A 20399-nucleotide genomic window follows, 5' to 3' on the forward strand; every position below is an offset into this window, starting at 1 on the left:
GCTCAGCGACATGATCAGGAAGTAGCGATCTTGTGCCGTGGGTGCCCGTAGACGGCCCTGGTGTGACGTAAGCGGTACCGAAAGCGGGCCTCGTCAGTCAGGGCCGGGTGTCGAAGGCTGACGTCGTTCCAGCCCTGGCCGGGCGATACGGAGGGCACGACAGCACCCGCCGCTAGGCGAGAGGAGCGGCTGTCCGGCCCGCCTGCGGACTCAGGGCATGATCAGGCCGCCGTTGACCGGCGCCCAGCTGCCGGTGGTGAACGCGGCGTCATCGCCGGCGAAGTAGGCGACCGTGCGGGCGACGTCATCGGGTCGGGCGAGCCGGCGCATCGGGGTCGCGTCTGCGAGCTGCGACCTGAGCTCCTCGGGGAGTCGGTCGCTCACCGCGGTGTCCTCCACCGTGGACGGGGCGACGACGTTGGCCGTGATGTCGTGCGGTGCCACCTCGGCGGCGACGTAGCGCACGAAGGAGTCCAGGGCGGCCTTGGCGACCCCGAGGGCGATCATCCCGTCCCGGGGACGTCGGGACAGGCCGGTGGACAGGTAGATCAGCCGTCCCCGGCGGCAGTCGATCATCCCGGGCAGCACGGCCTTGGTGAGCAGGTGTGCCGCGTGCATCTCCTGGTCGAGTTTCGCCGAGAGCTGCTCCCAGCCCAGGTCGGCGAACGAGGTGACCGGGAACGGGGTCATGGCGTTGTGCACCAGCACGTCGAGCCGGCCCCAGCGCTCGAGGGTCGCCTCGAGCACCCGCGTGACGTCGGCCGGGTCGGTCACGTCGCCCTGCACCACCAGGGCGTCCCCACCGGCCGCCCGCACGTCATGGGCGACGGCTTCGGCCGCGGTCGCGCTGTCGCGGTGATTGACCACCACGGCGTGACCGCGCGCCGCGAGTTCGCGCGCCGTCGCCGCTCCGATGCCCCGGCTGGCTCCGGTGATCAGACACACCCGCTCGTCCACCTGCACTCCTGCCCGTCGATCCTCGCCCGAGACGGGCATCCCGCTCGGCTGACTCGACCCACTGGTGGTCATCGCGTATGCCGCGCCACGGCGCGGCGACTCGCACATCGCCTGGGACGGGTGGAGCCACCTCGGGTGAGCGACGCGGGAACGGTCGTCCCGCGCGTGCCCGGATGCTGTCGCCGCCGTCAACCCTGTGTAGGCAGCCAGATCTCCCAGGCGATGCCGTCCGGGTCGCAGAACGACACGAACTCGGCGTAGCCCGCGTCGCGCGTCGGGGAGTGTTCGACGCCGTGCTCGTCCAGTCGCGTCGACCAGGCGTCCAGCGTGGCCCGGTCCGGGACGGTCACCGCGAGGTGGTCGAGCCCCGTCCGCTGCGGGTCGAACCGGTCCCCGCTGCGCCGGTGGGGCTCGTGGATGCCCAGCGTCATTCCGCTTCCGGGATGACGCATCAACCGGCGGGGGTGACCCTCGGACGGCGGCCCCTCGGTGACCTCACCGACGCGCTCGAAAGCGAGTACGTCCTCATAGAAATGCACGCTGGTCGTCATGTCCCGCACGACCAGCGCGACGTGGGCGATTCCGGAGAAGGTCGTGGTGCTCACTGGATCCAGATCGTCTTGGCGTTGACGAACGACTGCGGCCCGAAGGAGGCGAGCTCGCGGCCGTAGCCGGAGTTCTTCGCCCCGCCGAACGGCACTTCGGGCGTCGACTCGGTGATCTTGTTGATGTAGACCATGCCGCTCTCGACCTCGTTGGCGAAGCGCTCCTTCTCGTCCTCGTCCTGGGTCCAGGCACTGCCGCCGAGGCCGAAGGACGAGTCGTTGGCGATGGCGATGGCATCGTCGACGTCGCGGGCGCGGAAGACGAGTGCGACCGGCCCGAAGAGCTCCTCGTAGTACGCGGGGGCGTCCTTCGGGATGTCGGCCAGCACCGTCGCCGGGTAGTAGTTGCCGGGCCCGCCCAGGGGCTTGCCACCGGTGAGGAGCGTGGCGCCCTTGGCCACGGAGTCCTGGACCTGCTGGTCGAGCTCCTCGAGTCCCTGCGGGCCGGACATCGGGCCGAGCTCGGTGTTCTCGTCCATCGGGTCGCCGACGACCAGCGCGTCCATCTTCTCGACCAGCAGCCGCTGGAACTCGTCGGCGATCTGCTCGTGGACGATGAAGCGCTTGGCGTTGATGCAGGACTGCCCGTTGTTCAGGGTCCGGCTGGCGACCGCCGCCTCTGCGGTGGCGTCGAGGTCGGCGGAGGGCATGACGATGAACGGGTCGCTGCCACCGAGCTCGAGCACACTGGTCTTGACGTTCTGGCCGGCGCGGGCGCCGACCTCGCGGCCGGCGGGCTCGCTGCCGGTGAGGGTGACGGCGCGGACGCGGTCGTCGTCGATGATCCCCTCGATCATCGAGCTGGGGACCAACAGGGTCTGGAAAGCGCCCGCGGGGAAGCCGGCGCGGGTGAGGACGTCCTCGATGGCCAGGGCCACCTGCGGGACGTTCGAGGCATGCTTGAGCAGGCCGGTGTTGCCCGTCATCAACGCCGGCGCGGCGAAGCGCAGCACCTGCCAGTACGGGAAGTTCCACGGCATGACCGCGAGGACCGGGCCGAGCGGCTGGTACCGCGTCAGGATCCGCGCGTGCTCCGGGGCGTTCGACGGGTGCGGCCACTCGACGTCGGCGAGGGCCTCGGCCGCGTGGTCGGCGTACCAGCGGCAGCCGTAGGCGCACTTGGTGACCTCGGCGCGGGCGGCCACGAGGGTCTTGCCCATCTCGAGGGTGGCGAGCTGGGCGAGCCGCTCGTTGTCCTCGTCGAAGATGTCCGCCGCGCGCCGCAGCCAGTCGGCGCGCTGGGAGAACGTCGTGTCCCGGTAGGTCCGGAAGGTGTCCCACGAGCGCTGGAGCTTCTCCTCCAGCTGCGCCTCGGTCAGCGCCTCGAACTCGCGGACGGTCTCGCCGGTGGCGGGGTTGATGGTCGCGATGGCCATGGTGGTGGTGATCCCTTCGACAGGACGGAGCGAGGTCAGCCGCTGGTGTCCTTGTTCTGGTCGATGATCGTCTGGCGTTCGGGGGTGACCCAGAGGATCACGCGCTCGGACTTGATGCCCTCGGGTGGGTAGTCGGTGCCCAGGTACTGGTGGGCGACCTCGTCGATGTGGGTGCGGGCCTCGTCGCCGGTGGTGGTCCGCTCGACCCGCCCGCGGATCTCGGCGTAGCGGTAGGGGTCGGACTCGTCGCGGATCAGCACGGTGATACGGGGGTCGGACTGCAGGTTGCGGTAGCGCTTGCGGTGGGTCTCGGTGTTGAGCACCAGCTGCCCGTCCTTCAACGCCACCCACAGCATCTGGGTCTGCAGCCGTCCGCTGGGCAGCACGGTGGTGACCGCGGCGAAGTTCTTGCCGCTGGCGAGTTCCTCGGTGACCGGGTGCAGCTCGGGGCCGTTCTTCGTGTCCGCCATCAGCGGTCCTCTCGTCGTGGGGAGTGGGGCAAGATCCACATCACTTGAGCATGAAGCCGGCGTCGACCCGGTGCTCGACGCCGGTGATGTAGCGGGCGTCGTCGGAGACCAGGAACGCGACGAGCGCTGCGACGTCGTCGGGTTCGACGAGGTCGACGCCGGGCAGGAGGTTGCCGCGCATCGGCTCCAGCAGGTCGGGGTGCTCCTCGGCCCACTGCCGGAAGGCCGGGTTGTCGCCCATCATCGTGTTCACCCCGGTCGGGTGGACGACGTTGACGCGGATGTGGTGGGGGGCGAGCTCCCAGGCCAGGGTCCGCATGAGGGCGATCACGCCGAACTTCGCGACGTTGTAGTGCGTGCACCCGGCCACCGAACGCAGACCGCCCACCGAGCCCGTGAGTACGATCGCGCCGCCGTTCCCCGCCTCGATCATGAGCGGCACGACGGCGCGGCACGTCTTCCACACCGAGGTGATGTTCGTGCCGAGCATGTCGTCCCACTGGTCGTCGGTGAGGTCCCAGGTGCTGTCGGCGACGCTGAGGACGCCGGCGCTCGGGACGAGGGCGTCGATGCGGCCGAACTCGCGGCGGGCGGTGTCGGCCAGGCGGGTGGCGGTGTCGGTGTCGCGCAGGTCGCCCTCGACGGCAACGGCGCGCCGTCCCTGCTTCTCGACGAGCCGGGCGGTCTCGGCGAGCTCGTCGTGGGTGCCCATCGGGTAGTCGACGGTGGCGATGTCGCCGGGCACGTCCGCGACGACGACGTCGGCACCTGCCTCCGCGAGCCGCACCGCGTGCGCGCGGCCCTGCCCGCGGGCGGCGCCGGTGACGACGGCGACGCGGCCGTCCATGCGGTTGCCGTTCCCGGCCATGTCAGGTCCTCCTTAGTGGGGCGATCCCGGCCCGCGCGAAGCAGGTCCGGAGGTGGGTGTCGGCGCGGCGCAGCTCGCGGGTGACCTTCTCGACCGGCCATCCCGCGGTGCCGTGGCACTTGAGCGACGCCGCCCCGGTGTAGGCGACGCGGTGGAGCGCTGCGAGCCCGACCGCGTGGTCGAGCACCCCGTCGGGGCGTGGCAGCTGGCGCTCGCCGGGACCGAAGTCCAGGCCGTCGACGCCGCGGCGGTAGGCGCGGTCGACGTCCCAGAGGTAGTAGTGGAAGAGCTTGCCGCGCTCGGCGAGGAACCACACGGCCTCGCTGATGCTCTCGCCCATCACCCACAGGTGTGGGGGAGCGAGGCAGATGCCCAGGTTCGGGTGGTCGAGCTCGGTGACCAGCCGACGGATCTGGGCGAGGCTGTCGACGCCCTCCGACCAGCGCTGATCCTCTCCTGCGCCCGATTCGAAGTCGGCGGAGAACGGCACCGTGAGGTGGTTCTCGACCGCGATGCGCACGCCGAGACGCTCGGCCTCGTCGAGCATCGGTGCGAGCCAGTGCTCGACGAACTCGGGGTAGGGCGCCTCGCAGTCGAACACGAGGGTGTCGACGCCGAGGTCGTGGGCCAGGCGTAGCCGGGCGGTCAGCTCGTGGCGGTCGCGGCCGTAGCAGGTCAGCCCGGTGGCGCGCATGCCGTGCCGCCCGAGCGTCCGCCGGATCACCGCGACGTCGTCGCCGGGACCGACGTGGTCGGCCAGTGGTGGCGCCGAGGACCAGAGCATCACCTCGTCGAACCCGAGGCCGGCGAGCTCGCCGAGCGCCGTGTCCAGCTCGGCGTCGTGATAGGGGAGGAGCTCCGCGGCGTACCTCACGCGATGTCCGCGGCGAAGAAGTCGCTCATCACCCGCGCGAGTTCGGCAGGGCGTTCGAGGGCCATCGAGTGCCCGCAGCGCTCGAGCTCGACATAGCGGACGTCGTCGGCCACCCGCTCCATCTGCCGGCGGCCCTCCTCGCCGATGAAGCTGTCGCTGCCGATCGTCAGTACGGGCATCGGGAGCCGACGGGCCGACCACTGCCGGTCCAGCTCGACGTTGACGAACGTGGCCCGATACACCTCGAAGATCGCCCGCAGGCCACCGGGCGCCGACGAGCAGCGGACCCACTCCTCGACGCAGTCCTCGGTGATCGCCGCGGGGTCGTAGGTCTCGTTCTTCATCCAGGTCTCCCAGAAGACCCGCTCCCGCCCGCTGATCAGCATCTCGGGGAAGTCGCGGACGTGGAAGAACCCGACGTGCCACAGGAAGTGGTCGGACGCGACGTTCTCCTCGGTGAGCGCCGACCACGCCTCCAGCCCGGCGCCGGGCACGAGCATCTCGGAGAAGGACAGCCGTGTGACGCGCTCGGGATACGAGGCGGCCACCGCGTAGGCGAACGCGGCGCCCCAGTCCTCGCCGGCCACGGCGAAACGCTCGTGGCCCAGCGCGGTCATCAGCGCGGCGACGTCCTCGGCGATCGTGCCCATGTCATAGCCGCCGTCGGGACGCGCGGAGTCACCGAAGCCGCGGATGTCGGGCGCGATGACGGTGAACCGCTCGGAGAGCAGCGGGATGACGCGGTGCCAGTAGTACCAGGTCTTGGGGACACCGTGGAGCAGCACCAGCGGCGGCCCGGAGCCCGCGGTCACATGGTGCAGACGAACCCCGTTCACGGTGGTCCGCCCGTGCGTGACCGGGTGGCCGGCGTGGTCGGTGATCTCGCGCATCACGTGCTCCTCGACAGCGGGCGACGACAGCGTCGCTCTCCGTCTTATGTTCGCGCCGAGCAGATGTCAAGGCGACGCGAGCGGAAGGGCCTCAGGCCAGGTCGGCCCGACCGACCGGGCTCCCGTCCTGCAGCCACCGCACGAGGCGTGTCGGGGAGAGCAGCTCGTCGACCACCATCGTCGCGGCGCCGAGCAGGCCTGCCCGGCCCGACAGCGGCGAGGGCTCGATGCGCAGCTCCCGCGTGGCCAGTGGCAACGACCGCCGGTACACGATCTCCCGGACCGCGGTGAGGACCTGGTCGCTGGACGCCCCGACCTGCCCTCCCAGCAGGACCATCGCCGGGTTCACGAGATTGACCGCCACCGACAGGGTGGTCCCGATCAGCACGCCGGCGTGCTCGAGCATCCGCCGCGACTCCTGGTCGCCCTCCCGCGCGGCGTCGACGACGTCGCGGGCGGTCAGTTCCCCGGCGTCGGCGAGCCGCGCGGCGAGGCGCCCACTGTGGCCGCCGCGGGCGACCGTCACGGCGTCCCGGGCCAGTGCCCCGCCCCCGGCCAGCACTTCGAGGCAGCCGCGGTTGCCGCAGCGACAGACGATGCCGGAGTCCTCGTGCACCGCGGTGTGTCCGAGGTCGCCGGCCGCGCCCTGCGCTCCGCGGTGCAGGCGCCCGCCCGTGACGAGGCCGGCGCCGATACCGGTCCCGATCTTGACGTAGAGCAGGTCGGATACGCCTCGGGCCACGCCGTGACGCAGCTCGCCCAGGGCCATCGTGTTGACCTCGTTGTCGACCCACACCGGCACCCCGAACCGATCGGCCAGGTGCTCGCGCACCGGGTGACCGTCCCAACCGGGCATGATCGGCGGCGCCACCGGGCGACCGCTCGCGAACTCCACCGGACCGGGGAGCCCGAGCCCGAGGCCCCAGAGGGGGGCGACGTCGCCGACGTCGCCCCGCAGGTCCTCGAGATCGTCGGCGATGCGGTCCAGGGTGGCCCCGGGCCCGGCCGACACGTCCCACGCCCGGTGCCGGTGCTCGCGCAGGGCGCCGTCCAGGTCGGTGACGCCGACGGCGAACCCGGTCGCCCCGACCTCGGCGACGAGCACCGCGCCGGCCTCGGCGCGGAACCGCAGCTCGCGCGGCGCCCGGCCGCCGGTCGACGGCCCGAGCTCGCCCTCGACGACCAGATCCGCATCGAGGAGCCGGGCCAGCCGGGCGGACACCACGGTGCGGCCGAGGCCCGACCGGCGGGCGAGTTCTGGGCGGGTGCGGGCGCGCCCGTGTCGGACGAGGTCGAGCACGAGCACCAGGTCGTCGACCTGCTCGTCCAGATCGAGCGGCCTGCTCATGGCACCTCCCCGGGCCCGTGGGGTCGAACCTGGTCGCTGAGAGTAGGTCATTGACTTCTGCGCAGCATGAACATTAGCGTCGCTCGCGCCGACGAGGACGACCACGGGAGGCCCGATGCGGCTCGGCTACCACACCATCACCTGGGGTGGCCTGACGGCGACCGCCGAGGGCGTCACCAGCGTCCGGGACCTGCGCTACCGCGTGGCCGGCGACATGTCGCGTGCCCTGCACGACATCGCGGCCGCGGGTTACGCCGGGGTCGAGCTGTTCGAGGGCAACGTCCTGGAGCTGGGCGACGACCTCCGGCGCTTGCTCGACGAGACGGGCCTGGAGCTGGTCGGCGTCTACACCGGAGCCGGGTTCGTGTTCGACGACGTCCGCGGGGAGGAGCTGGCGCGGATCGCGGTGTCCGCCGATGCTGCCGCCCGCGCCGGGGCCTCGCAGCTGGTCGTCGGCGGCGGGTCCCCGCGGGCCGCGGGCCCGCACGCCGGGGACCTCGACCGCCTGGTGACCGGGCTCGACGCGGTCACGGACCTCGCGGCCGAGCGGGGTCTGACCGCCTGCTTCCACCCCCACCTGGGCACCATCGTCGAGGCCCCCGACGCCGTCGACGCCGTGCTGGACCGCTCACGGATCGGGTTCTGCCCCGACACCGCCCACCTCGCGGCCGGCGGCGGCGACCCCGCCGCCCTCGTCCGGCGCCACGGTGACCGGGTCCGGCACGTCCACCTCAAGGACCTCGACCGGGCCTCGGGGGCGTTCCGGCCGCTGGGTACCGGTGACCTCGACCTCGACGACGTCCTGGCCGCCGTGCGGGAGACCGGCTACGACGACTGGCTGGTCGTCGAGCTCGACTCCTTCGACGGCGACCCGGCCGAGGCCGCCCGGACGAGCCGCGCCTGGCTCGCCGACCGCGGGTTCGGCGCGACGTGAGCTCCGCCCTGCGGGTCGCCGTCCTCGGTGTCGGCTTCATCGGCACCGTCCACGCCCACGCGGTACTCGCCTCCGGTGCCCGCCTCGTCGCTGTCGCCGCGTCCGAGCCCGGCCGGGGCGCCGACGCGGCCCGTCGGCTCGGAGCCGACCGCGCGGGCGACGCCGAGGAGATCCTCGTCGCCGACGACGTCGACGTCGTGCACGTCTGCACGCCGGACGCCCTGCATGTTCCGCTCGCCCGGCGGGCGCTGGCCGCCGGCAAGGCCGTGGTCTGCGAGAAACCGCTGGCGACCACGCTCGACGACGCGCGGGCCCTGCTCGACGAGGCCGGGGACGCCGTCACCGCGGTTCCCTTCGTCTATCGCTTCCACCCGATGGTGCGTGAGGCCCGTGCGCGCGTCGCCCGGGGCGACGCCGGCGCCCTGCACCTGCTCCACGGGGGCTATCTCCAGGACTGGCAGGCCGCGGGAGACCCCGGATGGCGCGGCGACGGCGACGTCACGCGGGCCTTCGCCGACGTCGGTATCCACTGGTGCGACCTCGCAGAGTTCGTCTCCTCCCACCGGATCACGCGGCTGCTCGCCCGGCTCGCCGCCGACGGCGCGTCGACGACGGTGCTCTTCGAGACCGACCACGGCGCCACCGGCTCGACCACGATCAGCCAGACCGCGATCGGGCGGCGCAACCAGCTCGCGCTCTCGGTGGACGGAGCGCGCGCCTCCTACGGGTTCGACCAGGAGGAGCCCGAGACCCTCGCGGTGCGGGGCGTCGACGGCACCGTCGTCCTGCCCCGCGGCTCGGCGTCCATGGATCCGTCGGCCGCCCGCTACTCGCGGCTCCCGCCCGGCCATCCGCAGGGCTACCAGGACTGCTTCGACGCGTTCGTGTCCGACGTGTACGCGGCGGTCCGGGGCGAACGCCCCGACGGCCTGCCGTCCTTCGCCGACGGTGTCCGGGCCGCGGCGTTGACCGATGCCGTCGGCCGCTCGATCGCGGCCGGGGCGACCTGGGTGGAGGTGCCCACGTGAAACTCGGCATGTTGACCGCCTGCCTGCCCGACCAGACCCTCGAGCAGATCGCGGCCTGGGCGTCGCGGGCCGGCTACGAGGCGCTCGAGGTGGCCGCCTGGCCCGCCGTCGGGGACCGGGAGTTCACCGCGTCGCACCTTGACGTGGTGTCCCTCGATCAGGCACGGGCCGACGACACCCGCGCCCTGCTGGAACGCCACGGACTGGGGTCGGCGCCGTCGTCGCTGGCGTACTACGACAACAACCTGCACCCCGACCCTGACGAGCGGACCCGGGTGAACGCCCATGTCGCCGCCTGCATCGACGCGGCCGCGCTGCTCGGCACCGAGACCGTGGGCACGTTCGTCGGGCGTCATCCCGGCCGGACCGTGGCCGAGAACCTCCGGGACGCCGAGGAGATCTTCGCACCGCTGGTGGACCGGGCGGGGGAGCGCGGCGTGAAGCTGATCGTCGAGAACTGCGTGATGGAGGGGTGGCACCCCGACGGCTATCCGGGCAATCTCGCCTACTCGCCCGAACTCTGGGAGTGGATGTTCTCCCTCGGGCTCTACCTGAACTTCGACCCGTCGCACCTGGTGTGGATGGGCATCGATCCCGTCGAGGCGCTCGCGCCCTACGTCGACCGCATCCCGCACGCCCAGGCCAAGGACATCCAACTGTTCCCGGACCGTCGCAACCGGTACGGCTGGCCCGGGATCGCCGTCGGTCGCGAGGCCGACCCGTTCACCACCGGCTGGTGGCGCTACCGCGTGCCCGGGCTCGGCGACGTCGACTGGCGTCGGGTCGTCGACACGCTCTACGAGGGCGGCTTTACCGGCGTGCTGTCGGTCGAGCACGAGGACCCGGTGTGGGGCGGCACCGAGGACAAGGTCCACACGGGGCTGGAGGTCGCGTACCGCACCCTCCGACCCCTGATCGTCGCGTGAGCGGCAGAGGAGCTGACATGACCGTCGTCGACCACCGGGGCCAGACCGTCCGCGCCCAGCGGGCCACCGTGAACGGGGTCCGCCTGCACTACCGCGTCGCCGGGGACGGCGACCCGGTGCTGCTGCTGCACGGGGTCCCGAAGACCTCCTATTACTGGCGCAAGGTCCTGCCCCACCTCACGCCGCAGTACACCGTGGTCATGCCCGACATGCGCGGACTCGGCGACTCCGAGCACGCCGAGTCCGGCTACGACATGGCCACCATCGCCGACGACTTCGCCGCGCTCATGGCCCACCTCGGCCATGACCGTTACCGCGTGGTCGGGGAGGACTGGGGCGCCGCCGCGGCCTACCAACTCGCCGCCCGCCACCGGCAGCACGTCGTCCAGCTCGTCTACCAGGAGATGATCCTCTCCGGGTTCGGCCTCGAGGACTACTCGTTCCTCACGGCCGAGAACGTCGCGAGCTACGTGTGGCTCTGGCACATCAACTTCTACGCGGTGCCCGAGTTCCCCGAGATGCTCATCGCCGGGCACGAGCGCGAGTACTTCAGCTACTTCATCAAGCACGAGGCCCAGGACGCCACCGCGATCGGGGAGGACGCGATCGACGAGTACGTCCGGTGCTACTCCTCGCCCGGCGGCCTGCGCGCCATGGCGAACATCTACCGGGCCACGCTCACCGACGCCGAGCAGAACCGCGAGGCCGCGAAGACACCGTTGGAGATGCCGGTGCTCGCCGTCGCCAGCGAACCCTTCATCGGCGCCGACAACGAGCGGGTGTGTCGCGAGGTCGCCACTAACGTGACCACGGTGTCGTTCCCCTACGGCCACCAGCTCGCCGAGGAGTGCCCCGACGACCTGGCCGCGGCCTACCTCGACTTCTTTTCCGGAGGCACCCCGTGAGCACGTTCGCCGTCCGCGACGGGCGTCTCGTCGACCCCGACGGACACCCGTTCCTGTCCCTCGGGCTCAACCACGCCGACGAGACCAACCTGCAGTACCCGCACAACATCGACGTCTGGCGCCGGAAGTACGGCTCCCGCGAGGCGTGGCTGCGCGACGGTCCGCTCGCCGACCTGCGGGCGTGGAACATGAACACGATCGGCTGGACGCGCGAGTACGTGGCCGGGGGCTGGGGCGAGGCCCTGGACTGGTTCGGCGACCCGATCGACCTCTACCACTCGCTGCCGTGGACCTCCGCCGAGCTCCGGGGGGCCGGGCTGCCCTATGTCGCGCAGATGCAGGTCCAGGACATCGAGGACTGGAACGGCCACCCCGCGTTCCGCCCCCTCGACGACGACTTCGCGAAGTGGTGCGACTACCTCGCCCGCGCCGTCGTCCTCCCGCACGCCGACGACGAGAACCTGCTCGGGTACTTCTTCGTCGACATCCCCGCCTGGCTACCGCACGCCTCCGGACGCGACTTCCCCGAACTGACCGGGCTCGACGGTGCTGCTCGCGAGCAGAAGCTCTACGACGTCGCCAGCCGCTACTACGAGGCGATCACGACGGCGATTCGTCGCTACGACCCCGACCACCTGATCCTCGGCGACCGCTACAACGGCGACAAGGGCATCCCCGAGCCGGTGCTGCGCGCCATGGCGCCCTTCGTCGACGTCCTCTCGGTGCAGCGCTTCGCCGGACCGACGGCGCAGGACCGGCAGGCGTTCCGCGACGACCTGGCCGGGTGGAGCGAGCAGGCCGGTGGCAAGCCGGTGCTCGTGGCCGACCACGGCAACTGGACGGCCACCGACATGAACCCGCACCGAGTCGGGCTGGAGTCCCACGCCGCCCGCGGCGAGGACTACGGCCTCGTCCTCGACGCCGTGCGTCACGAACCGTGGTTCGCCGGCCTCCACTGGTGCGGGTACGTCGAGAACCTCGGCCGTGGGTGGGGCGTCAAGGACCCGTACGACGAGCCCTACCGCGACCTCACCGATGCCATCACCGAGCACAACCGCCGGGCGCTCGACGAGCACGCGGCCACGTCGGTGGCCTCGCGGTGAACGGGTCGGTGCCGCCCGATCCCGTCCGTCGCCGCTGACGCGAGGTCCTGGGCGAATCCCGGGGTCCTCGAAGACCCCGGGATTCGTCGAGGGACGCGATCAGGTCTTCCCGCTCCACGCACGGTGGCGGATGCGTCCCGCGGCGCGACGTAGGGCGCCGACAGCGGCGTCACGGGCTGCCCCGGCCGCGAGCCGCACCCTGCGGGCGAGGGAGACCTCGGAGACCGAGCCGGTCTCGGCGGCTTCGTCCACCCCGGCGGCGAACTGCTCGAACAGTCGGCGGGACACGTCCCCGGCCAGGGCTCGGCCGAACTGGGCGACCCGTCCGGACAGGTGCACGTCGGCGTGCGCGGTGAGCTCGGTGCCGCCGTCGGCGGTCGGCGTCGCGGCCAGGACGACGTCGGCGGAGGTCGCGCTGCCGCCGGTGTCCTTCCCCTGGCCGTGGAAGCGGAGCCGGTGGGTGTCCGGGTCCCGCTCGACGACCTGGGCGAGTCCCTCGAACGACAGCTTCACGGGGCCGAGCGCGACGGTGGCCCGCCCGCGGTGGCGGTCCTCGTCGTAGGACTCGACGAGCTGGGCCCCGGGCAGGCAGCGCGCCAGCAGGTCGAAATCGTTGAGCACGGCCCAGACGCGGTCCACCGGGGAGGTCAGCTGCGAGGTCACGTCGACGACCGCGGAGGGCGGGCCGGAGGGCAGCCGCACCTCACTGAGCTGCGGAGCCGCCGCCGTGGTGTCCTCGGGAGCATCGCCGGGACGTCCGGCCGCGGACCGGCCGACCAGCATCCGTGACGCACATCCCCGGGGCTCCGGCACGCCGTCGGGGTAGGTCCCGGCGACGTCGGAGACGGCCGCCAGGATGCCGCGGTAGCCGGTGCAGCGGCACAGCACGCCCGACATCGCCTCGGGCAGGTCCTCCTCGGCGGTCTCCGGTTCGTTGGCGAGCAGGTCGTAGCTGCTCATCAGCATCCCGGGCGTGCAGAACCCGCACTGCAGGGCGTGGTGGGCGGAGAACGCCTGCTGCAGCGGGTGCTGGTCGTCGGGGGAGCCGAGCCCTTCCACGGTGACGATCTCCGCACCCTCGCACTGCACGGCGAAGAGCAGGCACGCCCGGGCGGCCTCGCCGTCGAGGAGCACGGTGCACATGCCGCAGACCCCGTGCTCGCAGCCGAGGTGCGTGCCGGTGAGGCCGAGGCGCTCGCGCAGGACGTCCCCGAGGTGGGCCCGGGGCGGCACCTCGACGGTGGTCTCGGTGCCGTTGACGACGAAGGTCACCTCGGCGGTCTCGTGTGCTGCGACCCGGGCAACGGGCGCGGGCACGCGGCGGGAGCCGGTGTCGTGGCGCTCGGGGGCGGCGGTCATGCAGTGGTCCTTCCCTCGCGGGCACGGAGCAGCGCCCGGGACAGCTCGCGGGCGGCGAGGACGGCGAAGAGCCGCCGCCGGTAGCCGGTGGAGCCGTGCGTGTCCCCGCCGGTGTCGACGAGCGCGGCGGCCAGCTCGGTGGTGGCGGGCCGGAGGTCCTCCTCGCTCTCGCCGGTGGCGAGCAGCGCGGTGACGTCGCGGGTGACCGCCCGGTCGGAGATGCCGAACCCCGTGAGGACGGCGGAGCGCACCGCCCCCGAGTCGGCGACCTGCACCCGGCACACCACGCCGGCGAGGGCGAAGTCGCCGTGCCGGCGGGCGATCTCGGCGAACCCGAACCCGTCCCCGGGACGGGCGGCCGGGAACGTGACCGCGGTGACGACGTCCTCGGGCCCGGCCGCCGTCGTCATGGCGCCGGTGACGAACTCCCTCGCGGGAACGGTGCGGGCCCCACCGGGCCCGGACACCTCGACCTGCGCGTCGAGGCAGCAGGCCACGGCGGGCAGCTCCGCGGCCGGGTCGGCGTGGGCGAGGCTGCCGCACACGGTGCCGCGGCTGCGCAGTTCCCGGTGCCCGACGAAGGGCATGGCCATCGCGATCAGGGGCACGTCCCGCGCGGCCGGATCGTGCTCCACGACCCGCTGCCGGACGGCCGCGGCGACCCGGTAGCCGGAGCGCGCGTCCGGCCCGTACTCGGTGAGCTCGGGCACGGCGGTGACGTCGACGAGGGTGGCGGGGCGGCCCAGCCGCATCGCGAGCACGGGGACGAGGGACTGGCCGCCGGCCAGGACCTTGCCGTCCCCGCCGGCGAGCTCGGTGAGCACGTCGTCGAGGGTCGGCGGCCGGACGTAGGCGAAGGGTGCTGCTTTCACCGGGTCACCGCCCGGTGAAGACGGGGGTGCGCTTCTCGCCGAACGCCTTCACGCCCTCGGCGAAGTCCTGGGTGGCGCGCAGCATCGAGTAGGCCTTCCGCTCCAGCTCGATGCCGGTGTAGAGGGGTCCGTCGACGCCGCGGTCGAGGACCTCCTTCGCCGTGCGCAGCGCGGCGGGGGAGAGGCCCGCCATCTTCTGCGCCAGCGCGTCGGCGGCGGCGTCGAGCGCCTCGCGGTCGGGGTGGAGCTCGCCGGACAGGATCCCCCAGTCGAGGGCCTGCTGGGCCTGGATCCGGGTGGCGGACAGGATGTGGAACTTCGCCCGGGACAGCCCGATGAGGCGGGCGAGACGTTGGGTGCCGCCGGAGCCGGGAATCATGCCGAGGTTCATCTCGGGCAGCGCCAGCTGGGTGCGCCCGGTGCCGAGCCGGATGTCGCAGGAGAGCACCATCTCCAGCCCGACGCCGAAGCAGTACCCGTCGATCGCCGCGATGACGGGCTTGGGGCTGCGCGCGGCGGCGGTGACGTCGTGCCCGAGGTCGGTGAGGTCGATCGGGTCGACCTCCATGAACCCGGCGATGTCGCCGCCGGAGGTGAAGTGCTCGCCGTCGCTGCGCACGACCACGACCCGTACCTCGGGGTCCCGGTCGATCTCGGCGAACCGCTCGGCCACCAGCCGACGCATCTCCATCGTCACGACGGTGTACCTGCCGTGGGAGAGCGTCACGTAGGCGACGTGGCCGTCGCGCTCGAGGGTGACGTCGCCGCCGGTCAGTGGCATGTCAGGCGTCCTTCCGATCGTTGTTCGTCAGCTGGTGGAGGACCTCGCCGTGCAGGGGCAGGGAGGTGATGGCGATGCCGAGCGGGGCGAGGGCGTCGGCGACGGCGTTGGCGTAGGCCACGGGGAAGCTCATCGAGGAGCCCTCGCCGCAGCCCTTGGCGCCGAGCGGGGTGAGTGGTGAGGGGGACACCACGTGGTCAGTGCGCAGGTCGAAGCCCGCCTCGGCCGCGGTGGGGCACAGGTAGTCGAGGAACGTCGCCGCGGTCGGCTGCCCGGACGGGGCGTGGGTGAACTCCTCGTAGGCGGCGCCGCCGAGCCCGTGGACGAGGGCGCCGTACACCTGCCCGTCGAGCAGGGTCTGGTCGAGGACCGTGCCGGCGTCGTGCACCGACGACACCCGGTCGACGGAGATCTCGAGGGTGTCCGGGTCGATCCGTACCGCAACGATCTCCGCGACGAAGCCGTAGCAGAGCGACGAGTTGATCCGGTCGTCCGCCGTGGCGGCCCGGGTCTCGCGCGGGGAGAACTCGGCCTCGGCATAGAGCCGCGCCGGGACCCCCGCGGGCAGCGCGGCGGGGTCCCAGTGCACGACGCCGGCGGCGTGGCGGAACTTCACCGCCCGGCCGCCGGAGGTGCGGACCTCGCCGCCCTCGAGGAGGAGCGTCGCGGGGTCGACGTCGTCGAGCAGCGTCGACGCGGCCGCGCGCACCGTGGCCGCGATGGTGTCGGCCGCAGCGACGACGGCGCTCGTGACCAGCGGAGCGAACCGGGAGGAGTAGCTGCCGGAGGTGACCGTCCACGGGGTGGTCGCGGTGTCCATGTCGACCACGCACCGGACCTGCTCGAGGGGCAGCCCGAGGCGCTGCGCGGCGACCTTGCGGGCGACCGTGGCATGCCCCTGGCCCTGGGGGACCGAGCCGAGCAGCACCGTGACGACCCCCTGGGGGTCGACCGACATCCGCACGTGCTCGGTCGACCCGGACTTGTCCCGCCCGGGGGTCCGCTGCTCGGCGGGGGTGGCGAGCCCGACGTAGCCGATGTTGGTCCCGGAGGGATCGACCACGAGCGCGGTCCCGATGCCGTAGAGGGCGCCTGCCGCGCGGGCCTCGTCGCGCCGCCGCTCCAGCTCGGCCAGGTCGGCGTTCTTGATCGCGAGGTCGAGCGCGGCGAGGTAGTCCCCGGAGTCGTACACCCCGCCGGTGGCGGTCTCGTGCGGGAAGGAGGTGACGAGGTTGCGACGACGTAGCTCGAGGGGGTCGAAGCCGAGCTCGGCGGCGATGTCGTCGAGGAGCCGCTCCAGCCCGAAGTAGAGCTGCTGGCCGCCGAAGCCCCGGTTCAACCCGGTCGGCATCGTGTTGGTGACCACCGCCCGGGCGCGGATGCCGACGGCGTCGATCCGGTAGGGCCCGGTGATGTTGCCGAAGCAGCGGTACAGCGTCGACGGCTCCGGGGGCCGCAGGTAGGCGCCGACGTTGTCGACGAGGTCGGCGCGCAGCGCGGTGATCGTGCCCTCGCCGTCGAGCGCCGCGGAGAACTCCATCGACCGGTCGGCGCCGGACGAGCTCGCCGTGAGGTGCTCCACGCGGTCCTCGGTCCACCGCACCGGTGTCCCCGCGTGCTTCGACGCCAGCGCGAGCAGCACCACGTAGGGGTAGATGCCGGCCTTGATCCCGAAGCTCCCGCCGATGTCGGCGGGGACGTGCAGGCGCACCCGCGAGGTCGGGATGCGCAGCGCGCCCGCCATCACGGGCACCATCGAGAACGGCCCGTGGAAGTTCGCCCAGGCCTCGACGAACGGCCCGCCGTCCTGCTCGGTCCAGTGCGCGATGACCGAATAGCACTCCATCGGCACGGACGAGTAGCGCGGGAACTCGTAGCGGCGGGTCACCACGTGCGCGGCGGCCGCGAAGTGGTCGTCCGGTGCGTTGAAGGAGAAGGTGCGGTCCGTCGCGACGTTGGACTCGGCGTCCTCGTGCAGGCGGGGCGCGTCGTCGGCCAGCCCGGACCGGGCGTCGCTGACGGCGGGCAGGTCCTCGTAGGTCACGTCGACGAGCTCGGCGGCGTCCTCGGCGACGTAGCGGTCGGTCGCGACGACGACGGCGATCGGCTCGCCGACGAAGCGGACCTTGTCGACGCCGGTCGGGAGGTAGGGCATCGCCGCGCCGGTCGACAGCGGGAACGGACGCAGAGCGGTCCGAACCTCCTCGGGTCCGATCACCGCGGCGACCCCGGGGTGGCGGCGCGCCCTCGACAGGTCCACCGCGAGGAGCCGGGCGTGCGGCCGGGTGGAGCGCACGACGGCGGCCACCAGCGTCCCCGGCAGCGGGTCGAGGTCGTCGAGGAACCGGCCGCGGCCCGCGACCAGGGCCGCGTCCTCGTCGCGCGAAGGGGTCCACCGCGGCGGTGCGGCCTCTGCGGTCATGTCAGGCACGGGCCTCTCCTCGGGGGGTGTACTCGCCGGCGACGAGCATCCGGCGAAGGGTCTTGCCGACCCCGGAGCGCGGGATCGCGTCGACGGCGATCGCCTGCTTGGGCCGCTTGAGCGACGGCAGGTGCTCGCGGGCATGGGCGAGCGTCGCGGCGGCGGCCAGCTCCGGCTCGATCCCGGCGACGGGCACGACGAAGGCGCTCACCGCATGGCCCCACCGGTCGTCGGGCAGCCCGACCACGCAGACGTCGTCGATCGCCGCGCAGCGGATGAGCGCCGCCTCGATCTCGTCGGGGTAGATGTTCTCCCCACCCGAGTTGATCATGTCGTCGGTGCGGCCGGACACCCAGAGGTCGCCGTCCTCGTCGGCGATCGCGAGGTCCCCGGTGTGGTACCAGCCGTCGCGGATCGCCTTCGCGTTCGCGTCGGGGCGGTTCCAGTAGCCGCCGAACGCCTCCGCCGAGGCCATCGACACGATGACCTGGCCCTGCTCGCCGGGCGCGACCTCCTCGTCGACCGGGGCACCCTGCATGGGTGCGATCAGGCGGACGCGGGAGAACAAGCCGGCCCGTCCGACGCAGCCGGGCTTGGCGGCGACGTCCGCGCCGATGGTGAACGTATAGATCTCGGTCGACCCGAAGTGGTTGACGAACGAGCGCGGCTGCACCGCCTCGACCAGCGCCTCGGCCAGCGACGGGGTCATGGCCGCCCCGGCGTAAGCGAGGTTGTCGAGCCGGTGGGCCTCGCCGAGGCGCCCGGTGCGCAGGAGCGACCAGTAGATCGTCGGCACCAGGTACAGCGATCCGATCCCCTCGTCGCGGATCAGCGCCATCGACTCGTCGGCGTCGAAGGTGGGCTGGGCGACCCAGGTCCCGCCGACCGCGATCGAGGCCAGCAGCGTGCGCAGCCCCATCGTGTGGAAGAGCGGCATCACGCCGAGCGTGGCGACGCCCAGGCGCTGTCCGGTCTGCATCACGTGTGCGACCGCGGCGGCGTGCTCGGCGCGATGGGTCCGGGGCACGCCTTTCGGCTTCCCGGTGGTCCCGGAGGTGTAGAGCATCACGCTCACGGCGGACTCGTCCGGCGCCGGCGGTACGGCCGTGGTGTCGGCGACCTCCGCGGCCGCGTCGACCTCGGCGACGTCATGGATCGGGACCGCGCCCGCGGCGGCCTCCACCCGCGAGGCGTGCGCCGGATCGGTGAGGACCATGACCGCGCCCGCGTCCGCGAGGCAGTAGGCGAGCTCGTCGACGCCGAACCGCGTCGACAGCGGCACCGAGACCGCGCCGAGCTTCTGCGCGGCCAGGTGCAGGCTCGCGAGCGGCTCGCCGCCGTGCATCACCAGCGCCAGGCGATCCCCGGCTCGCACGCCCCAGCCGCTCAACGCCGCCGCGAGGCGGTCCGTGCGCTCGTCCCATTCGCGATACGTCAGTCGACGGCCCACTCCGGACACCGCGCAGCGGTGCGGGTGGCGGTCGGCGGCCCATCGAAGCATCGACGCGAGGTCCATGACCGGCCCTTCCTTGGTGTGAAGCGCACCGTACGTTCCGTATGGTGTGAAGGCAAGGGTGCGCACCGCTAGAGTCGAGATGTCGATCTCGCGGGGAGGAGGGCCGGATGCGTCTGTCGACCACGTCGTACCTGGTCCTGGGCATGGTGGCGTTGCGCGGACCGTCGACCCCGTACGACCTCAAGCGAGCCACCAGCCGGTCGGTCGGCTACTTCTGGAACTTCCCGCACACGCAGCTGTACTCGGAGCCCGAGCGCCTGGCCGCGTCGGGGCTGCTGGCGGTCGATCTGGAGGACAGCGGCAGGCGACGCAAGACCTACTCACTCACGCCGGAGGGACGCGCCGCGCTGCAGGAGTGGCTGGCCGCGCCCACGGCTGAGCACTTCGAGATGCGCGACGTCGCCGAGCTCAAGCTCTTCTTCAACGAGGCCGGCTCTCCCGACGACGACGTCCCGAAGCTCGCGCAGGAACAGATCCGACAGCACGAGGAACGGATCGCCGTCTACGAGGACATGGTGTCCCGTCACGGCGACGAGGACTGGGCGCGGCCTCGCATGATCACCCTCGAGCTCGGGCTCGAGATGGAACACGCCGCTCTGCGCTTCTGGACCGCACTCGCCGCCGGCACCATCGAGGACCTGCGCCGCGAGCGCGACGAGCGCGATATTCGCTGACCGCACGCCGATCCCGTTCATGCGTACAGGGGCGGAACTCGATGAGCGGCCCGGCCGGACCAAAGGCGGCCGACGGCGAGCAGGGAGGCCCGTCTCGATCGAGCCCTTGCCGACCCCGCCCTCGGGCCGACCGAACCTGTTGCTCTGGCGGAATCCCGCCGGCGATCGAGGCCCGGTCGACAGTCGGCCACGCAACGGTAGCCGATCTTCCACGACGACTCTCGTGAGGAGTTCCCGGTCCCTCGGGCAGTCAGCGATCGCGTCGCCAACGACGACGTGAACCGCTGACCTGCACGTATCTCCCGTCGTGGTGGACGCCGTGAACTGGTCGCGTCAGCTCTTGATGTGTTCCGCGAGGGTTGCTGCGGCGAGCTTGCCGAGGGCGTTGGCGGCCAGTGGGCTGTCGCCGGTGAGCAGGCCACGGTCGCGGTGGACGTGGCCGGCCATGTCCTCGTTGACCACGACCAGTCCCTGGGCGCGCAGACCCTCGG

Annotated in this window: 19 protein-coding genes; 6 read left to right on the forward strand and 13 right to left on the reverse strand. The window is 72.4% G+C overall.

Annotated features, from left to right (window positions below; genetic code table 11):
- Positions 1-210: 210 nt before the first annotated feature.
- The 8 genes from LN037_RS30125 to LN037_RS30160 all read right to left on the reverse strand — a co-directional run bounded on the left by LN037_RS30125 (position 211) and on the right by LN037_RS30160 (position 7388).
- Positions 211-957 carry an SDR family NAD(P)-dependent oxidoreductase gene (locus tag LN037_RS30125; protein WP_230760446.1) on the reverse strand — a complete coding sequence of 249 codons (747 nt, stop codon included), beginning with the start codon at positions 955-957 and terminating at the stop codon, positions 211-213.
- A 188-nt stretch (positions 958-1145) separates the two neighbouring features.
- Positions 1146-1562 carry a VOC family protein gene (locus LN037_RS30130; RefSeq protein ID WP_230760448.1) on the reverse strand — a complete coding sequence of 139 codons (417 nt, stop codon included), beginning with the start codon at positions 1560-1562 and terminating at the stop codon, positions 1146-1148.
- Entirely contained in the window at positions 1559-2938 is a 1380-nt protein-coding gene (locus tag LN037_RS30135; protein ID WP_230760449.1) for an NAD-dependent succinate-semialdehyde dehydrogenase, read from the reverse strand. The genes LN037_RS30130 and LN037_RS30135 overlap by 4 nt, the downstream gene beginning before the upstream one ends.
- Positions 2939-2973: 35 nt before the next feature.
- Positions 2974-3408, reverse strand: a complete 435-nt coding sequence (locus LN037_RS30140; protein ID WP_230760451.1) for a PPOX class F420-dependent oxidoreductase — start codon at positions 3406-3408, stop codon at positions 2974-2976.
- 40 nt (positions 3409-3448) lie between these two features.
- Positions 3449-4276: a mycofactocin-coupled SDR family oxidoreductase gene (locus LN037_RS30145; protein ID WP_230760453.1), complete on the reverse strand. Its 828-nt coding sequence runs from the start codon at positions 4274-4276 to the stop codon at positions 3449-3451.
- A gap of 1 nt (position 4277) precedes the next feature.
- Positions 4278-5150, reverse strand: a complete 873-nt coding sequence (locus LN037_RS30150; protein ID WP_230760455.1) for a sugar phosphate isomerase/epimerase family protein — start codon at positions 5148-5150, stop codon at positions 4278-4280.
- Entirely contained in the window at positions 5147-6040 is an 894-nt protein-coding gene (locus LN037_RS30155; RefSeq protein ID WP_230760457.1) for an alpha/beta fold hydrolase, read from the reverse strand. Before LN037_RS30155 ends, LN037_RS30150 begins: the two co-directional genes overlap by 4 nt.
- Positions 6041-6131: 91 nt before the next feature.
- Positions 6132-7388: an ROK family protein gene (locus tag LN037_RS30160; protein WP_230760459.1), complete on the reverse strand. Its 1257-nt coding sequence runs from the start codon at positions 7386-7388 to the stop codon at positions 6132-6134.
- A gap of 115 nt (positions 7389-7503) precedes the next feature.
- Between LN037_RS30160 and LN037_RS30165 the strand changes: the two genes are divergently transcribed.
- The 5 genes from LN037_RS30165 to LN037_RS30185 are packed head-to-tail and all read left to right on the forward strand — an operon-like array spanning position 7504 to position 12284.
- Complete coding sequence (locus LN037_RS30165; RefSeq protein ID WP_230760461.1) at positions 7504-8322, forward strand: sugar phosphate isomerase/epimerase family protein; 819 nt, start codon at positions 7504-7506, stop codon at positions 8320-8322.
- Positions 8319-9350, forward strand: a complete 1032-nt coding sequence (locus LN037_RS30170) for a Gfo/Idh/MocA family protein (protein ID WP_230760462.1) — start codon at positions 8319-8321, stop codon at positions 9348-9350. Before LN037_RS30165 ends, LN037_RS30170 begins: the two co-directional genes overlap by 4 nt.
- A complete protein-coding gene (locus LN037_RS30175; RefSeq protein WP_230760464.1) occupies positions 9347-10276 on the forward strand; it encodes a sugar phosphate isomerase/epimerase family protein in 930 nt (309 codons plus the stop codon). The genes LN037_RS30170 and LN037_RS30175 overlap by 4 nt, the downstream gene beginning before the upstream one ends.
- Before the next feature lie 17 nt (positions 10277-10293).
- The gene (locus LN037_RS30180; protein ID WP_230760466.1) at positions 10294-11181 is read left to right on the forward strand and encodes an alpha/beta fold hydrolase; all 888 of its coding nucleotides are present in this window, start codon (positions 10294-10296) and stop codon (positions 11179-11181) included.
- Positions 11178-12284 (forward strand): agarase, encoded by a 1107-nt coding sequence (locus tag LN037_RS30185; protein ID WP_230760468.1) that lies wholly within the window; start codon positions 11178-11180, stop codon positions 12282-12284. The genes LN037_RS30180 and LN037_RS30185 overlap by 4 nt, the downstream gene beginning before the upstream one ends.
- 99 nt (positions 12285-12383) lie before the next feature.
- On the opposite strand, the gene LN037_RS30190 is transcribed toward LN037_RS30185, so the two are convergent.
- The 5 genes from LN037_RS30190 to LN037_RS30210 are packed head-to-tail and all read right to left on the reverse strand — an operon-like array spanning position 12384 to position 19234.
- Positions 12384-13643 carry a xanthine dehydrogenase family Fe-S subunit gene (locus LN037_RS30190; protein ID WP_230760470.1) on the reverse strand — a complete coding sequence of 420 codons (1260 nt, stop codon included), beginning with the start codon at positions 13641-13643 and terminating at the stop codon, positions 12384-12386.
- Positions 13640-14515, reverse strand: a complete 876-nt coding sequence (locus LN037_RS30195; RefSeq protein ID WP_230760472.1) for an FAD binding domain-containing protein — start codon at positions 14513-14515, stop codon at positions 13640-13642. Before LN037_RS30195 ends, LN037_RS30190 begins: the two co-directional genes overlap by 4 nt.
- 4 nt (positions 14516-14519) lie before the next feature.
- Positions 14520-15296 carry an enoyl-CoA hydratase/isomerase family protein gene (locus tag LN037_RS30200; protein ID WP_230760474.1) on the reverse strand — a complete coding sequence of 259 codons (777 nt, stop codon included), beginning with the start codon at positions 15294-15296 and terminating at the stop codon, positions 14520-14522.
- 1 nt (position 15297) lies between these two features.
- Positions 15298-17718 (reverse strand): xanthine dehydrogenase family protein molybdopterin-binding subunit, encoded by a 2421-nt coding sequence (locus tag LN037_RS30205; protein WP_230760482.1) that lies wholly within the window; start codon positions 17716-17718, stop codon positions 15298-15300.
- A 1-nt stretch (position 17719) separates the two neighbouring features.
- Entirely contained in the window at positions 17720-19234 is a 1515-nt protein-coding gene (locus LN037_RS30210) for a class I adenylate-forming enzyme family protein (protein ID WP_230760477.1), read from the reverse strand.
- Between the two features lie 107 nt (positions 19235-19341).
- Between LN037_RS30210 and LN037_RS30215 the strand changes: the two genes are divergently transcribed.
- Positions 19342-19908: a PadR family transcriptional regulator gene (locus LN037_RS30215; protein ID WP_230760479.1), complete on the forward strand. Its 567-nt coding sequence runs from the start codon at positions 19342-19344 to the stop codon at positions 19906-19908.
- Positions 19909-20399: the final 491 nt, after the last annotated feature.

Origin of the sequence: Actinomycetospora soli (assembly GCF_021026295.1) — a bacterium.
GTDB classification, from domain to species: Bacteria; Actinomycetota; Actinomycetes; order Mycobacteriales; family Pseudonocardiaceae; genus Actinomycetospora; species Actinomycetospora soli.

Bases quoted from the DNA above. Each gene is read 5' to 3' on its own strand.
- LN037_RS30135 (WP_230760449.1), bottom strand. From the start codon at position 2,938: ATGGCCATCGCGACCATCAACCCCGCCACCGGCGAGACCGTCCGCGAG.
- LN037_RS30140 (WP_230760451.1), bottom strand. From the start codon at position 3,408: ATGGCGGACACGAAGAACGGCCCCGAGCTGCACCCGGTCACCGAGGAA.
- LN037_RS30145 (WP_230760453.1), bottom strand. From the start codon at position 4,276: ATGGCCGGGAACGGCAACCGCATGGACGGCCGCGTCGCCGTCGTCACC.
- LN037_RS30155 (WP_230760457.1), bottom strand. From the start codon at position 6,040: ATGCGCGAGATCACCGACCACGCCGGCCACCCGGTCACGCACGGGCGG.
- LN037_RS30160 (WP_230760459.1), bottom strand. From the start codon at position 7,388: ATGAGCAGGCCGCTCGATCTGGACGAGCAGGTCGACGACCTGGTGCTC.
- LN037_RS30165 (WP_230760461.1), top strand. From the start codon at position 7,504: ATGCGGCTCGGCTACCACACCATCACCTGGGGTGGCCTGACGGCGACC.
- LN037_RS30180 (WP_230760466.1), top strand. From the start codon at position 10,294: ATGACCGTCGTCGACCACCGGGGCCAGACCGTCCGCGCCCAGCGGGCC.
- LN037_RS30190 (WP_230760470.1), bottom strand. From the start codon at position 13,643: ATGACCGCCGCCCCCGAGCGCCACGACACCGGCTCCCGCCGCGTGCCC.
- LN037_RS30200 (WP_230760474.1), bottom strand. From the start codon at position 15,296: ATGCCACTGACCGGCGGCGACGTCACCCTCGAGCGCGACGGCCACGTC.
- LN037_RS30205 (WP_230760482.1), bottom strand. From the start codon at position 17,718: ATGACCGCAGAGGCCGCACCGCCGCGGTGGACCCCTTCGCGCGACGAG.
- LN037_RS30210 (WP_230760477.1), bottom strand. From the start codon at position 19,234: ATGGACCTCGCGTCGATGCTTCGATGGGCCGCCGACCGCCACCCGCAC.
- LN037_RS30215 (WP_230760479.1), top strand. From the start codon at position 19,342: ATGCGTCTGTCGACCACGTCGTACCTGGTCCTGGGCATGGTGGCGTTG.